Annotated in this window: 9 protein-coding genes; 8 read left to right on the forward strand and 1 reads right to left on the reverse strand. The window is 67.9% G+C overall.

From position 1 onward, the window contains the following. Window positions 1–7: 7 nt before the first annotated feature. Window positions 8–505: an Lrp/AsnC family transcriptional regulator gene (locus EYE40_RS02375; protein WP_130980442.1), complete on the reverse strand. Its 498-nt coding sequence runs from the start codon at window positions 503–505 to the stop codon at window positions 8–10. Window positions 506–629: 124 nt separating this feature from the next. On the opposite strand from EYE40_RS02375, the gene EYE40_RS02380 reads away from it, so the two are divergent. The 8 genes from EYE40_RS02380 to EYE40_RS02415 all read left to right on the forward strand — a co-directional run bounded on the left by EYE40_RS02380 (window position 630) and on the right by EYE40_RS02415 (window position 15,624). After that, entirely contained in the window at window positions 630–2,063 is a 1,434-nt protein-coding gene (locus EYE40_RS02380; RefSeq protein WP_130980443.1) for a gamma-aminobutyraldehyde dehydrogenase, read from the forward strand. 94 nt (window positions 2,064–2,157) lie between these two features. Then, window positions 2,158–2,706: an FHA domain-containing protein gene (locus tag EYE40_RS02385; protein ID WP_130980444.1), complete on the forward strand. Its 549-nt coding sequence runs from the start codon at window positions 2,158–2,160 to the stop codon at window positions 2,704–2,706. Further along, the gene (locus EYE40_RS02390; protein WP_130980445.1) at window positions 2,703–3,491 is read left to right on the forward strand and encodes a PP2C family protein-serine/threonine phosphatase; all 789 of its coding nucleotides are present in this window, start codon (window positions 2,703–2,705) and stop codon (window positions 3,489–3,491) included. The genes EYE40_RS02385 and EYE40_RS02390 overlap by 4 nt, the downstream gene beginning before the upstream one ends. A 112-nt stretch (window positions 3,492–3,603) precedes the next feature. Then, window positions 3,604–5,025, forward strand: coding sequence for a serine/threonine-protein kinase (locus tag EYE40_RS02395; RefSeq protein ID WP_130980446.1), 1,422 nt, complete (start codon window positions 3,604–3,606; stop codon window positions 5,023–5,025). A 6-nt stretch (window positions 5,026–5,031) separates the two neighbouring features. Beyond that, window positions 5,032–10,923, forward strand: coding sequence for an Ig-like domain-containing protein (locus tag EYE40_RS02400; protein ID WP_130980447.1), 5,892 nt, complete (start codon window positions 5,032–5,034; stop codon window positions 10,921–10,923). Beyond that, window positions 10,920–11,945 carry an AAA family ATPase gene (locus tag EYE40_RS02405; protein ID WP_130980448.1) on the forward strand — a complete coding sequence of 342 codons (1,026 nt, stop codon included), beginning with the start codon at window positions 10,920–10,922 and terminating at the stop codon, window positions 11,943–11,945. Before EYE40_RS02400 ends, EYE40_RS02405 begins: the two co-directional genes overlap by 4 nt. Further along, window positions 11,942–13,297 carry a DUF58 domain-containing protein gene (locus EYE40_RS02410; RefSeq protein ID WP_240034681.1) on the forward strand — a complete coding sequence of 452 codons (1,356 nt, stop codon included), beginning with the start codon at window positions 11,942–11,944 and terminating at the stop codon, window positions 13,295–13,297. Before EYE40_RS02405 ends, EYE40_RS02410 begins: the two co-directional genes overlap by 4 nt. Continuing rightward, on the forward strand, window positions 13,294–15,624 hold the full coding sequence (locus tag EYE40_RS02415) for a transglutaminase-like domain-containing protein (RefSeq protein ID WP_130980449.1): 2,331 nt from the start codon (window positions 13,294–13,296) through the stop codon (window positions 15,622–15,624). The genes EYE40_RS02410 and EYE40_RS02415 overlap by 4 nt, the downstream gene beginning before the upstream one ends. Window positions 15,625–15,657: the final 33 nt, after the last annotated feature.

The following is a 15,657-nucleotide window of genomic DNA, read 5'->3' on the forward strand; positions in this document are numbered from 1 at the left end:
CTCCCGCTTAGCGGGTGCCCCAGTTGTAGAACTGCTTGATGAGCTTGAGGTAGACGAAGGTCTCGGTGGACTGCACGCCCTCGATCGCCCGGATCTCCTTGTTGAGCAGGTTGATCAGGTCGTCGTCGTTCTCGCAGACAACCTCCGCGAGCATGTCGAAGCTGCCGGCCGTGAGCACGACGTAGTCCACAGCGGAGATGCGTCCGAGTGCCTCGGCGACCTTCGTGGTGTCGCCGGCGACGCGGATGCCGATCATGGCCTGGCGGTAGAAGCCGAGCTGCATGGGGTCGGTCACGGCGACGACCTGCATCACCCCGGAGTCGGTGAGTTTTTGCACGCGCTGGCGCACGGCTGCCTCGCTGAGGCCCACGGCCTTGCCGATTTCGGCGTAGGAGCGTCGTCCGTCGGCCTGCAGTTGCTCGATGATGGCCTTCGACACGTCGTCGAGCTGCATGGGCTTGGGTGTCGGCCGGGCACCTGCCTTGCCCTTCGGGTCTGCGCTCATGGGTTGATTCTGTCAGCCCGAGCAGGCGCTCACAAGCGATTCCGTATGCATCTGCCAGTTTCACCGACGAAATCAGTAGGAGTACACCGTGGAAGACGACGGTGTCCTTCGGTATGTTGGGAGCATGAGCGCACGCGAGATTCGTAATTTCATCAACGGTGAGTACGTCGACGCGAAGGCGGACTCCTCCTTCGACGTTATCGATCCGGCAACCGAGCAGACCTATGCGAGCTCGCCGGTCTCCACGGCGGCCGACGTGGATGCCGCCTTCGGTGCAGCTGCGGCAGCCTTCGAGGAGTGGAGCGAGACCACCCCCGCGGAGCGCCAGCTCGCGCTGTTCCGGATCGCCGACGCCATGGAGGCGCGCGCCGAGGAGTTCGCCGACAGGGAGTCGGAAGATACCGGCAAGCCCCGGGCATCCCTCGTCGACGACGAGATCATGCTCTCCGTCGACCAGATCCGCTTCTTCGCCGGTGAGGCACGCCACCTGAGCGGTATGGCGAGCACCGAGTACATGAAGGATCACACCTCCTTCATCCGCCGCGAGCCGATCGGTGTCATCGGGCAGGTCACGCCGTGGAACTATCCGCTCAACATGGCGGTCTGGAAGTTCGCCCCCGCGCTCGCCGCGGGCAACACCACCGTGCTCAAGCCCTCCGACACCACACCGTCGTCGACGCTGCTGCTCGCCGAGGTCGCCGCCGAGTTCCTGCCCAAGGGTGTGCTCAATGTCATCACCGGCGACCGCACGACCGGTGCCGCGATGATCGACCACAAGACCCCGCAGATGGTCTCCATCACCGGTTCGGTACGCGCCGGCATGGAGGTCGCGAAGGCCGCGTCAAGCGACCTCAAGCGTGTGCACCTCGAGCTGGGAGGCAAGGCCCCCGTCGTCGTCTTCGAGGACGCCGACATCGCAGCAGCCGCCGAGGGCATCGCCATCGCCGGCTACTTCAACGCCGGGCAGGACTGCACGGCTGCGACCCGTGTGCTCGTGCAGGAGAGTATCCACGACGAGTTCGTGGCCGCGCTCGCCGCCTACGCTCGCGACAACGCGAAGACCGGAGCCCCCAGCGAGACCGACATCCTGTTTGGTCCGGTTAACAACGCCAACCAGCTCGCGCAGGTCGAGGGATTCATCGAGCGCCTTCCCTCCAACGCCGTGATCGAGCTCGGCGGCAAGCGCCAGGGCGACGTGGGCTACTTCCACGAGGCGACGATCGTCTCCGGCCTGCTGCAGACCGATGAGGCAGTGCAGCGCGAGATCTTCGGACCGGTCATCACCGTGCAGAAGTTTACCGACGAGACCCAGGCCACGGCCTGGGCCAACGATGTGCAGTACGGCCTCTCCTCGAGTGTCTGGACCAAGGATCACGGCCGCGCCATGCGCATGGCCAAGAACCTCGACTTCGGCTGCGTATGGATCAACACGCACATCCCGCTCGTCGCGGAGATGCCGCACGGCGGCTTCAAGCACTCGGGATACGGCAAGGACCTGTCGTCGTACGGCTTCGAGGACTACACGCGGGTGAAGCACGTGATGAGTTTCATCGGCTAGATCTCGGAATGCTCAGGGTCGGCGCCGATGAAACTCATCACAAAATAAGCACAGTATGTCGCTCCTGGTGAGGGGACAGACCTAGGCTTTACCCGTGCACCCCGAGGACGACGACGACACGCGCTCGTCCAGCGGTGTGCCCGCGCACTCGTGGGTCGATCCCGATCTTGAGGACACCCGCATCGGCCCTGCCGTGGGCCTGCTGCCCGGTTCGATCGAGCCGGAGCCCAGTCACGTGCAACCGGTGTACTCGTTCCGCATCGGCGTGGAGGGGGAGCGCATCGCGCTCGACCGTCCCGTGATCATCGGGCGGCGTCCGGCCGCTCCGCGCATCCCGTTCCCGTTGCCACCCCGGCTCGTGTCCGTCGTGTCACCGACATCCGAGGTCTCCTCGACCCATCTCGAGCTGCGCCAGGTGGGCGCGAGCGTGGTGGCGACCGACCAGCGTTCGACGAACGGCTCGGTGGTCGTCATCCCGGGTTCCGCACCCCGGCAGCTGCGGCAGGGCGAATCGCTCGTCGTGACTCCGGGTACGCTCATCGATATCGGTGATGGAAACCGACTCGAGGTCTTGTCGCCCCGCGTCGTCGCACCGCCGGTCCCGTCGGGAGTCGACGTGACAGCCAGGGGGAGTGCACAGTGACAGTCATCGGACCGGCGAACGGCCGGGCGGACATCGAGATCCCGGGCGCGGACTCGAAGCTCAGCATCGTCTGGGCGGCAGCGACCGACGTCGGGCGCAAGCGCAAAGCCAATGAGGACAGCCTGATTGCGGATGCGCCCATCTTCGCCGTGGCCGACGGCATGGGCGGCCACCTCGCGGGCGATCGGGCCAGTGACGCCGTTGTCAGCCGCCTCGCGGAGCTGCGCGGCCCCGACTTCATCGATCCGGCCACCGTCGAGGGTGCGCTGGTGCTCGCGACGGATGACATCGAGGTGGTATCTGCCGGTAGCGAGCTCGGCGTCGGGACCACGGTGACCGGTGCCGTGCTCACACTCGAGGACGGGCATCCTCACTTCGCCGTCTTCAACATCGGCGACAGCCGGGTCTACCGGTTCGAACGCAACGAGCTCGTGCAGGTGACCGTCGACCACTCGCTCGTGCAGGAGCTCGTCGACAGCGGCCTCATCACGAGCGCCCAGGCGATTAACCACCCGGAGGGCAACGTCATCACGCGTGCCGTCGGCTTCCAGGCCCAGCCGCAGCCCGACTACTGGATGCTGCCCGCTCGCGCGGGGATGCGCCTCGTGCTGTGCTCCGACGGGCTTACCGGCGAGATCGGTGACGAGCGCATTCGGCTGCACCTCGCGGCGGGGCTCAGTGTGTCGGAGACGGCGAGTTCACTCGTTGATGCGGCCCTCGCCTCGGGCGGCCGCGACAACGTCACGGTCGTTGTCATCGAGGTTGTGGACAGCCCATCGAACTAGCGCGCTGACCGCCTTTTTTCACTAGCAGAGGGTGCCGCGCGAAGATACCCCGCTGCCCGCGGGCGCGCTTTGTCTACAATTAGGAAAACCCGAACACAGCGAGGGGGTAATCGTGGCGCGTCGGCTGCCTTCACGTCCTCCGATCCTGCCCGGATTCTCGCACGTTCACGTGCTCGGTTCGGGGGGTTTCGCCGACGTTTTCCTCTATGAGCAGAACATGCCACGTCGGCAGGTCGCGGTCAAGGTCATGCTCGCGGAAGTGGTTAACGACCAGGTGCGGCAGATGTTCCAGGCCGAGGCGAATCTCATGGCCCAGCTGAGCTCACACCCGTCCATCCTCACCGTCTACCAGGCAAGCGTGTCCTCCGACGGGCGACCGTACCTCGTGATGGAACTCTGCTCCTCCTCGCTCAGCCAGCGCTATCGCGCCCAGCGTCTCCCGGTGCCCGAGGTGCTGCGCATCGCCGTGAAGATCGGCAGCGCCATCGAGACGGCCCACCGCGCCGGCGTGCTGCACCGCGACATCAAGCCGTCGAACATCCTGGTGACCGCGTACGGCCATCCCGTGCTTTCCGACTTCGGCATCGCCGCGACCCTCGGCGAGTCGGGGGAGCAGCAGGCTGTGGGCATGTCGATCCCGTGGTCGGCGCCCGAGGTGCTCATGGACGAGACGGCCGGCACCATCGAGTCGGAGGTCTGGGCCTTCGCCGCGACCGTGTACTCGCTGCTCGCGGGCCGCTCGCCGTTCGAGATCCCCGGACAGTCCAATTCGTCGAGTGATCTCGTCGGGCGAATCAATCGCGCGAAAACCGAGCCGATCGGACGCACCGACGTTCCCGCGAGCCTCGAGCGCAGCCTTGCCAAGGCGATGTCGAAGAAGCCCGAGAACCGGCACGCGAGTGTGCTCGAGTTCCTGCACGAGCTGCAGGCCGTCGAGACCGAGCTCGGTGTTGTGCAGACACCGGTCGAGGTCGCTATGGACGACTGGGCCATGGCGACCGTCGCCGACCTCGAGGACCGCACCCGCGTGCGCGGCGTTGCGGGATCCTCCGCCGCTCCCTCAGCACGCCGCCGTCGCCGCCGCAAGGCTGCGGCCGCCGCCGAGTACAACGCGATCGGCACCATCATCCGCGAGGGATCGACCCGCAGCGCAAACGCCGCGGGCAGTCCGCGCGGCAAGGGGATGCAACTGCTCGCCTGGACCCTCGTCGCCGTCGCGGTGCTCGTCGTCGCACTAGGGGCCACGGCGACTCTTGTGCTGATCCGCGCGAACTCGAACGAGATCCCCGTGGTCTCGGACATCAGCGCGGAGCTCGAGACCGACACGGTGCGCTTCGGCTGGGACGACCCGGGGCTCGCGGACGATGACGCGTACCAGATCTCGGTCGACGGCGGCAGTGTGAGCGTGCAGTCGCAACCGGCGTTCGTGGTGAACACGGCGCCGGGTGACCACACCTGCATCACCGTGCGGGTGAGCCGCGATGGGCGCCTCGGTGACCCCAGCAACCCCAAGTGCGTGGACGTGCCGGAGTGATCCGCCGTGGGCTTTAGAAGCTGGTTGTCGGGACACCGGTCGCTTGCCGTCACCACGACGAGCGCGACGCTCGTCGCTGCCCTCGTGGCGACTCTCGCCATCACCTCGGGGGGCTACACGGCCCAGCGCACCGACCTGAACGACGCTTCCGTCTGGGTCGCGAACGGCGACCAGAGCTTTGTCGGACGCGCGAACACCGCGGTGCTCGAACTCGACACAGTCGTCGCGAGCGAGGGGAACGACCTCGACCTCGTGCAGGAGGGGTCGACCATCCTGCTGGTCGACCGCAGTGACGCGACCCTCGACATCATCGACCCCGCGACCTCCGAGGTGGTCGAGAGCGTGCCGCTTCCGCCCAACCAGCCCGACGTATTCCTCGCCGGTGGCAACGTCGTTATCTACTCGCAGGGCACGGGCGAGCTGTGGATCCTGCCGCGCGCGGATCTCGCGAGTTTCGACGCTGAACGCGAGCCCGCTCTCAACCTCGGCGCCGACACCGTGGTGAGTGTCAACTCCGCCGGAATGCTGTTCGGGTTCTCGTCGACCGCGGGCAAGGTCTACCGCGTCGACGCTTCACAGACGCAGACCCTCGACGAGACGAGCGAGACGGTGCTCAAGACCGCGGCCGGACAGTCGAGCATCACCTCCGTGGGCTCCACCTGGGCCGTTCTCGACGCAACGACCCGCCGTCTCGACCTCGGCGGGCGGCTGGTCTCGCTCGACGCCCTCGTCGACGGCGGATCCGGACTCGTGCTGCAGGAGCCCGCCGTGACCGGCGACAGCGTGCTGGTCGGGTTCTCGGGCGGCGTCATCCGGGTCGCGCTGGATTCGGGCGAGGCACAGCTGGCCGTCGATTCGGGTGGCGGCACCGCGGCGGCGCCCGTCGTCGTGGGTGGCTGCGCCTACGCCGCGTGGTCGGGCGGCTCGGCCTGGCGGGACTGCTCCGATGCCGTGCCCGGCGGAAGCCTGCTGAGCCTCGAGTCGGTGGCTCCCGGCGCTGCGCTGTCCTTCCAGGTGAACCAGTCGCGCGTTGTGCTCAACGACCGCTCGAGCGGGGAGTCCTGGGCCGTCAGCGACGACGGCCAGCTCATCGACAACTGGGATGACCTCATCGCGGTCGAGGAGGACCAGGAGGAGGTCGAGGAGAACGATGAGAACACCCCTCCCGAGACCGAGAAGAACCAACTGCCGCCTGTTGCCGTCGACGACGAATTCGGTGCGCGTCCAGGCCGCACGAGCCTGCTCCCCGTGCTGCTCAACGACTACGACCCGAACGGTGACGTGGTCGTCGTATCGACCGTGTCGTCCATCGACCCCGCCGTCGGGCGCATCGACGTCATCGACTCCAACCAGCAGCTGCAGCTGACCCTCGCCGCCGATGCGCGCGGCACCATCGCCTTCACCTACTCGATCACCGACGGACGCGGCGGCACGGCGACGGCGAACGTGAGCGTCGACGTGCGCTCGACCGGCGAGAATGCCGCGCCGAAGCAGGTGCGCACCACGCGAACGGTGGTCGAGGCAGGCGGGCGCGTCACGACCTCGGTGCTCGGCGACTGGGTGGATCCCGACGGTGACCCGTTCTACCTCGCCGCCGCAACAGGCGGTGGCGGCGACGTGGTGAGTCACAAACCCGAGGGAACGGTCATCTTCACCGAATCGGGGGCAGGAGGCGGGACGAGGTCGGTCGCGCTGATCGTGTCTGACGGGGTGGCGAACGGCACGGGCATCCTCGCAATCACCGTTCGCGACAGGGGCGCGGTACCGATCGTCGCCGACCCGTTCGTTGTGCTTGCCTACGCGGGCCAGGAACTCACCATCGCACCCCTCGACCACGTGCGCGGCGGCAGCGGACCGGTGCGACTGAACGCGGTGCAGTCCCAGCCGGGTGTGACCATCACGCCGAGCTACGAGACGGGCAGCTTCCGCTTCGAGAGCGACCAAGTGCGCACGTACTACCTCGAGTACGTGGTGACCGATGACGAGACGACGGCGACCGGCCTGGTTCGCGTTGATGTCTCCGCGCCGCCCGGAACCAACACCGCACCCATCACCATCCCCAAGACCGTCTTCGTCACCTCGCTGAGCAGCCGCATCGTCGACGTGGCGGCCACCGACATCGACCCCTCAGGGGGCGTGCTACTCGTGACGGGTGTGCTCGATCTTCCGGCCGGCGCGGGAGTGCGCGCCGAGGTGCTCGAGCAGCGTTCGGTGCGGGTGAGTCTCACCAGGCCGCTCGCCGGGTCCGTTGTGTTCGGCTATCGCGTGAGCAACGGCCTCGCTGACGCCGAGGGCACGATCACGGTGATCGAGATTGCGCGGCCCGACAAGCTGCAACCGCCTATTGCCCGGGATGACACGGCCACCGTTCGGGTCGGCGACGCTATCACCATCGACGTGATGGCCAACGACGAGCACCCCGACGGCGAGTCGATCCGTCTCGACCCTGTGCTCGTGGGCGAGCTCGGCGACGACTCCGGTCTGCTCTTCGCCTCGGGCAACTCGCTGCGCTATCTCGCGCCCGACCACACCGGTGACTTCACAGCGCAGTACCAGATTCTCGGGCCGCTCGGACAGACCGCTCAGGCCCAGGTGCGCATCGAGGTGCGGGAGCCCAACCTCGAGACGAATCATCCACCGGTGCCCGCCACGGTGACGGCGCGGGTGCTTGCGGGGGAGCGCGTGCAGATCGACGTTCCACTCGACGGGATCGATCCGGACGGCGACTCCGTGCAGTTGCTCGGACAGGAGACCAACCCGGAGAAGGGTGGGGTCATCCGGGTCGAATCGGGCGTCATCGTCTACGAGGCCGGCAACTATTCCGCGGGAACCGACACCTTCACCTACACCGTGATGGATGCGCTCGGAGCGCGCGCGACCGGCACGGTGCGGGTCGGAATAAGCCCGCGTCTCGACGGTGCCCGCAACCCCGTCGCCATCGAGGACGAAGTGCGCGTGCGCCCCGGTTCGACGGTCTCTGTGCAGGTGCTTCTCAACGACTCCGACCCCGACGGGAGCCCGCTCAGCGTCGTGAGCGTCGAGCCCAACACCGACGACACCACGGCGACGATCATCGACGGCACGATCGTCGACGTCGTCTCGCCCGAGACGGAGGGGGAGTACGGGCTGCAGTACACGATCCAAAACTCGCTGGGCGGCACGAGCTCGGCCTTCATCCGCGTCATCGTCGACGAGGATGCGCCGCTCTCCTATCCCGTCGCGCGCGACGCCGTGCTCACCCTCTCCGACGTGCTCGACCGCGACACGATCGACGTCGACGTGCTGCAGAACGTGTTCTTCGCCGACGGCGATTCGCGGGATCTCGGCCTCTCGGTGCTCTCCGGCTACGGCCAGTCCGCCGAAGTGCTCGGGGACAAGAAGATCAGGGTGACGATCGGAGATACCCGCCAGATCATCCCGTTCGCGGTCGCCCACCCCGACGATCCGTCCATCCGCTCATACGCCTTCATCTGGGTGCCGGGCTTCAACGACGCCCTGCCGCAACTGGACCGCCGCGCCGGTTCGATCGTGGTGAACAGCGAGGAGAGCGTCGACATCGACCTCAACGACTACGTCATCGCGGTCGGCGGCCGGAAGGTGCGACTCACCGACTCCAGCACGGTGCGTGCGACGCACGCGGACGGCTCCTCTCTTGTGGTCGACGCCGACACCCTGCGCTTCACCTCTGCCGACCTGTACTTCGGCCAGGCGTCCATCTCGTTCGAGGTGACCGACGGCACCAGCGCGAGCGACCCCGAGGGTCGCAAGGCGAACCTCGTTCTGCCGATCCGGGTCGAGGCGCGCGACAACCAGCCGCCCGAGTTCAACGGCGCGCTCATCGACTTCGAGCCGGGCCAGCAGAAGGTGCTCGACCTCACCGAACTCACCAACTACGCCGCCGACGACCTCGACGAGCTCGTGTACACGGTGCTCGACCCCGCTCCCGTCGGCTTCACCTGGGACCTCGAGGGGCAGCTGCTCAGCATCCGCGCCAACGAGGAGGCGGTCAAGGGCAGCTCCTCCGCGATAAGCCTCGGTGTTCAGGATGCCGTGACCGCGGGCAAGGCCGGTCGCATCGAGTTGCGCGTGGTGCCGTCGACGCGTCCGCTCGCGAGCCTCGTGCCCGACAACGCCATCACGCGACGCGGCCAGACGACGGTGATCGACGTGCTCGCCAACGACGAGGCCACCAACCCGTTCCCGGGCAGGCCGTTGCGCGTCGTCGACGTCGCGGGCATCGAGGGCTCGTCGCTTCCGCCCGGCATCTCGGTGAGTGCGAGCGCAGACAAGCGCCGGGTCACGATCACGATCAGCGACGCGGCCGAGCCGATCGACACCAGCTTCCAGTACCAGGTGGCCGACGCGACACGCGATCCCGATCGCTACGTCTGGGGCACCGTGACCATCTCGGTACAGGACGTGCCCGATGCGCCCGTGCGTCCCACCCGCCAGGCCGACGTGTTCGTCGGCGGCGAGCTCAAGCTGCGCATCACCCCACCGCAGCCGAACAACGCCCCCGTCACGTCCTACCGCGTGGTCAGCACCAGCCAGGGCAGCTACAGCCACGACTGCGGAACGACCCTCATCTGCAGCCTGACCGGTCTCACGGTCGGTGCCGAATACCGATTCTCGGTCATCGCCACGAACGCGATCGGAGACAGTGCGCCGAGCCCGCTCAGTGACGCCTACACGGTCGACTACCGTCCCGCGGCACCCGCGACGGTGACGGCGCAGTCGAGCGCGGCGAGCGACGCACCGAACGGCGGGTCGATCACTGTCGACTGGTCGGACGTGCCCGACCCCGCGCTGGGAACACCGGTCGTCGGGTACACCGTAGAAATCAAGGGACCGGGCGTCACTTACAGCTCGACGGCGACCTCTCCTTTCGTCACGACCGCGGGCGGCCAGCTGAGCAACAACACGAGCTACACGGTCTCGGTCTACGCGCGCAACAGCGCCCAGGTCCTGTCCGTCTCCGACTGGCGTCGCACCACCCGCACCGTCACGACCATCGGACCGCCGATCCCGGGCAGCCCCGCACCGCAGGCGGCCATCAACTCGGCGAACTCCAACGGCGAGATCCGGGTGACCTGGTCGGCAAGCGACCCGAACGGCGCCGGAACGGTCAGCTACACGGTCGGTCGCGCCACGGGCACCATCGCGACTCCGAGCTGCACCAGCGGTCCCGACAAGCCGCACGAGTCGAACGGCAGCGGCCCGGGCGCGGTGACCTCCGGCTGGATCGACACCAACACCGAGGACGGTGCCACCTACACGTACATCGTGTACGCCGACAACGGTACCTACTGCACCGCCAGCACCACCGGGCCGACCGAGAGCAAGCGCCCTCCCGGTGCCGCCTCCGGATCAGCGACAGTGGCGTGGAGCGGCGACGGCCAGTACGACATCCGCGCGGGCAACGCCTTCCAGGCCTCCGGCATCGTCGCGAAGTACCAGTTCCAGCTCGACGGCTCCGGGGCGTGGAGCGATGTGTCGGGTGGCCAGTGGCTTACGAGCCTCGGTGACGCCTCGCACTACGCGGTAAGTACGACGGTCGCGTACAGGGCGTGCCGCGACCAGACCGAGAACTATTGCGGTCCCTCGGAGGTGGCGGCGACGCTGATACCGGTCAACACGCGTGCCTCTGTCGCAAGCTGCGTCGTCGGCATCCCGCCCGTCGCGCAGGAGCCGATCAATGCCGGCCCGGCCTCCTACGGCTACCGCTTCTCCTACCGTTTCGACCTCATCGTCCAGGTCTGGTCGCCCTTCACCTACCAGTCGTCCGATAATGTGCCCTCTGGGGCCACCGCTGCCAGGGCGGAAGCTGCCGTCACGGTGAACGGCAATACTTACGTCGACCAGAATCCCGAAGCAGGAGAGGCCAGGCAGTGCGGATGACCACGAGCAGCAACAGCAAGAACCCGGTGGAGACCACCACGCCCGACGACTCGTCAATGACGCCCGAGCAGGCTGCGTGGTTCGCCGAGATCTTCGGCAGGCTCGTCGCCAATGTTGACACCGTGCTTCTCGGCAAGACCTTCGTCATCCGTCTCGGGTTCACCGCCTTGCTCAGCGAGGGCCACCTGCTGCTCGAGGATTACCCGGGCACCGGCAAGACCTCGTTCGCGCGCGCCATGGCCCAGAGCGTCAAGGGCACGAGCAGTCGCATCCAGTTCACTCCGGATCTGCTGCCCGGCGACATCACCGGCGTCAGCATCTACGACCAGAAGGCCGGCGGATTCGAGTACCACGAGGGACCGGTTTTCGCGAACATCGTGCTCGCCGACGAGATCAACCGCGCGAGCCCCAAGACCCAGTCGGCCCTGCTCGAAGTCATGGAAGAGGGCCAGGTCACTGTCGACGGCGTCACCCACAGCGTGGGCGTGCCGTTTATGGTCATCGCGACCCAGAACCCGATCGAGCAGGCCGGCACCTACCGGCTGCCCGAGGCGCAGCTTGACCGGTTCCTCATGAAGGCGTCGATCGGCTACCCCGACCACGCCTCCACGCTGCGGATTCTCGAGGGTGCGGGAACCCGCGCCCACGACACGGTGGTCCCCTCGATCGTCGAGGCGGACGTCGTGATCGAGATGGCCCGCGTCGCACGCCTCGTGCACGTCGACCCGTCGGTCAACGACTACGTCTCGCGCCTCGTCGACGCGACCCGTTCCGCCGGCGAGGTGCGCCTCGGGGCCAGCGTGCGCGGTGCCCTCGCACTCGTGCGCGCCGCCAAGACCTTCGCCGCGGCTGCCGGTCGCCACTACGTGATTCCGGATGACGTCAAGACGCTCGCCGAACCGGTGCTCGCGCACCGACTCGTCCTCGACCCCGAGGCCGAGTTCGACGGCGTCACCGCGTCAAGTATCCTCAGCCAGATCCTCATCGAGACGCCCCCGCCGAGCGATCGGCAAGCCGTGTGACGCTGCGAACCGACACCCACTTCCCGACGGCCACCGAGGGTCTCACCAACACCCGAACCCGCATCGTCGGCAATCGCACCGGCTTCTGGGCCGACACGGTGGTCGCTCTCGCGCGCCTCGGCACGGCTCTCGGCGGGGCGTTCCGCACGGCGGGAGCCCGGGTGGCATCGGTGGTCACGCCGCTCGGCTGGTCGATCCTCGTGCTCGTGCCGATCCTGCTTGTTGTGGGCTACTCGCTGGCCTGGCTCGAGTTCGTGATCGCCGGCTGGGCGGGAGTCGTGCTGCTGATCGTCGCCGGCGTGTACCTCGTCGGGCGCACGACGGTGGACATCGACCTGCGCCTCGTGCACCCGAGGGTGACGGTGGGGGAGTCCGCCGAGGGAATCGTCGTGGTGCGTAATCCCGGACGAGCGCGCACACTCGGTGTGACAGTCGAAGTCCCGGTCGGCTCCGGTCTCGTCGACCTCGCCGTTCCTGGCCTCGCGCGCGGCGCCGAGTCGGAGCAGCGCTTCTCGATCCCGGCGACCCGGCGGGGAACCGTGCGCGTCGGACCCGTGCGCACCGTGCGTGCAGACCCGATCGGTCTTGTGCGCCGCGAATACGTCTGGACTGAACCGGTCGAGCTCTACATCCATCCGCGCACGATCGGCATCCCGAGCCTCAGCACGGGCCTCGTGCGCGACCTCGAGGGCAGCCCGACCAAGGAGCTGACCAACAGCGACGTGTCGTTCCACGCGCTGCGCGAGTACCAGCGCGGGGACGAGCGCCGCTACATCCACTGGAAATCGACGGCGAAGACCGGCACGCCCATGGTGCGCCAGTTCGAGCAGACGCGCCGCAGCCACCTCATCATCGCGCTCAGCCTCGCGGCGGTCGACTACGCGAGCGACGAGGAGTTCGAGCTGGCCGTGAGCGTTGCCGGCTCGCTCGGTGCACGCGCGATCCGCGACGTGCGCGACCTGTCGATCGTGGTCGGCGAGCGCACCCCCGAGTTCGCCAAGCGCAAGGTGTTCGCGGTGCGCGCGCTCTCCACGCTCAGCCGAAGTCGGCTGCTCGACGAACTCGCCGTGGTCGAGAAGGCCGAGACGGCCCTTGCCACCGTCGACATCGCGCGCGTTGCCGGCGCACAGGCGGCCGGTGTCTCGCTGGCGTTCCTGGTCTGCGGGTCCGGGCCGACTCCGACCGAGCTGCGCGCTGCCTCGACCCGGTTCCCGGTCGGTGTCGAGGTCATCGCCGTCGTCTGCGACCCCGGCGCCCTGCCCGAACTTCGACGCGTCGCCGGTCTCAGCGTGCTCACGATCGGCTACCTCGGCGACCTCACCCGTTCTCTGGCAAAGGCGACGGCAGGATGACGACCGCGACCCGACCGACCACCGTCTTCGTGCTGGTCAACACGCTGCTGCTCTGGACCACCCTCGCCATCGCGAGTCTCCTGGTCTGGCCGATCTACCAGAGCGAGTCGCTCATCGTGCTTCTTGTCGCGAGCATCCTCGCCGGCTCCGTGATCGCCATCGCCGGCGCCCGCTTCGGCTGGTCGTCGGCGACCGTTCTGCTGTCGTCCATCGCAATGTTCACGGTACTCGGGGTGCCGCTCGCCGTACCGCAGGAGGCGGCGTTCGGTGTGCTGCCGAGCATCGAAGGACTGCGGCAGCTGTTTGTGGGCGTCGCACTCGGTTGGAAGCAACTGCTCACCATCACCCTGCCGGTCGGCACCTACCAGGCGCTGCTGGTTCCCGTCTTCACGCTTGTGCTCTTCTCGACGGTACTCGGACTCAGCCTCGCCCTGCGTTCCCGCCGAGGCGACCTTGCCGTGCTCGCACCGCTGCTCGTCTTCGTGTTCGGCATCGCCTTCGGCCCCGACTACACCACGAGGCCGCTCCTCATCACGCTCACGCTCGTCGTGGTGTGCCTGCTCTGGCTCATGTGGCGCCGTTGGTACCGCCGACGAGTGGCGATCGACCAGCTCGCCGGTGCGAGTTCCGGCGGAGCGGGAGGCACCGGCCAGGCGCGAGCCGTTGCATCCGACCATCGCATCTTCGGCCTGCGCACGGTGATCAGTGCCGTTCTGATTCTCGCGATCGCCGGCGGTGCGGCTGCGGCCGCCGCCGTACTCGTGCCGCCGGAGGGGCGCAGGACCGTGCTGCGCACCACCATCGAGCAGCCCTTCGACCCGCGCGACTACCCCTCCCCGCTATCCGGTTTCCGTCGCTACCTGCAGCAGCCCACTGACAACGAGGTGCTGTTCACCGTGACCGGACTTCCGCTCGACGGCCGCGTGCGCATCGCGACCCTCGACACCTACGACGGCGTGGTCTACTCGGTCGGTAGCGAGGAGGTCAACAGCGACTCCGGATCGTTCACCCGTGTGCCGCAGCGCTTCGACCAGTCCGCTGTGGCCGGCGACGAGGTCGACCTCGGTGTCGAGATCGTCGGCTACGGCGGTGTCTGGATGCCCACCCTCGGCAAACTCGAGAGCGTCGAGTTCACCGGCGACGAGACGACACGTTTGCGCGACTCGTTCTACTACAACGACAACGGCGGAACCGGCGCGATAGTCGGTGGACTCGAGCCCGGCGACGGCTACCAGCTCCGCGCCGTAGTGCCCGATCAGCCGGCCGAATCGCAGCTCGGCGACCTCACTCCGGGGTCCACCAACCTGCCGAGCCTCGGGGTGCTGCCCGCCGAACTCGAACTCGTGCTGTCGGAGTACACGACGGGCGTGGAGGGTGCGGGCCGACGGCTCGTCGCCATGCTCGACGGCCTTCGACTCAACGGATACATCAGCCACGGCATCAACGAGGAGGACCCTCCGAGTCGTTCCGGCCACTCCGCCGACCGCGTCACCCAGCTACTCACCGACCAGCGGATGATCGGCGACGCCGAGCAGTACGCCGTCACCGCGGCGCTGATGGCGCGCCAGCTCGGCTTCCCGGCGCGCGTCGTCTTCGGCTTCGTTCCCACCGGGGCTGCGGGCGACGGTCCGGTGGCCGTGCGCGGCGAAGACGTCTCCGCCTGGATCGAGGTCGACACCGAGCGCTACGGATGGGTGACGCTCGACCCGACGCCACCCGTGCGCGAGATCCCCGAAGAGCTGCCCGAAGAGCCGACCGTGGTATCCCGGCCGCAGCAGGCGACACCGCCTCAGACCCCCGACGATGTCGCCGCACCCGACGAGACCCCCCTCGACAGCACCCAGGAGGAGCAGGAGGAACTCGAGGAGTGGGTCGTCATCCTGCTCACCGTGGCCCGCATCCTCGGCTGGGTCCTGCTCGCAATCGCTGTGCTGATCTCGCCCTTCCTCGCGATTCTCGCGGCCAAGTCGCGCAGGCGTCGCGCGCGTCGTCGCGCGCCGACCGCGCTGGCCCGCATCCGCGGTGGCTGGGACGAGTATCGCGACGCAGTGCTCGACCACGGATTCGAACCGGCGCCGACCGCCACCCGACGCGAGGTCGCGGCGAAGGTCGGCGGAGGCAAGGCCGCGGTCCTCGCGGCCGTCACCGACCGTGCCGTCTTCGCCCCCGCAGACGTCGCCGTGGAGGACGCCGACAAGGTCTGGCGTGCGGTCGTCGAGCTGAACGCGTCGCTCGACACGGGCGCGACGCGCTGGCAGCGGCTCAAGGCGGCCATCTCGACGCGATCACTCGGTGGATATAGTGTCAGCAGGCTGTTCAAACGCTAGGGGCTGTTCGAGTGACGTGCAGGTATTGCGGCA

The sequence above is a fragment of the Glaciihabitans arcticus genome, assembly GCF_004310685.1.
Lineage (GTDB): Bacteria > Actinomycetota > Actinomycetes > Actinomycetales > Microbacteriaceae > Conyzicola > Conyzicola arctica.

Coding starts and splice junctions, on each gene's coding strand:
- EYE40_RS02375 (WP_130980442.1), bottom strand. CDS start 505: ATGAGCGCAGACCCGAAGGGCAAGGCAGGTGCCCGGCCGACACCCAAG.
- EYE40_RS02380 (WP_130980443.1), top strand. CDS start 630: ATGAGCGCACGCGAGATTCGTAATTTCATCAACGGTGAGTACGTCGAC.
- EYE40_RS02405 (WP_130980448.1), top strand. CDS start 10,920: ATGACCACGAGCAGCAACAGCAAGAACCCGGTGGAGACCACCACGCCC.
- EYE40_RS02415 (WP_130980449.1), top strand. CDS start 13,294: ATGACGACCGCGACCCGACCGACCACCGTCTTCGTGCTGGTCAACACG.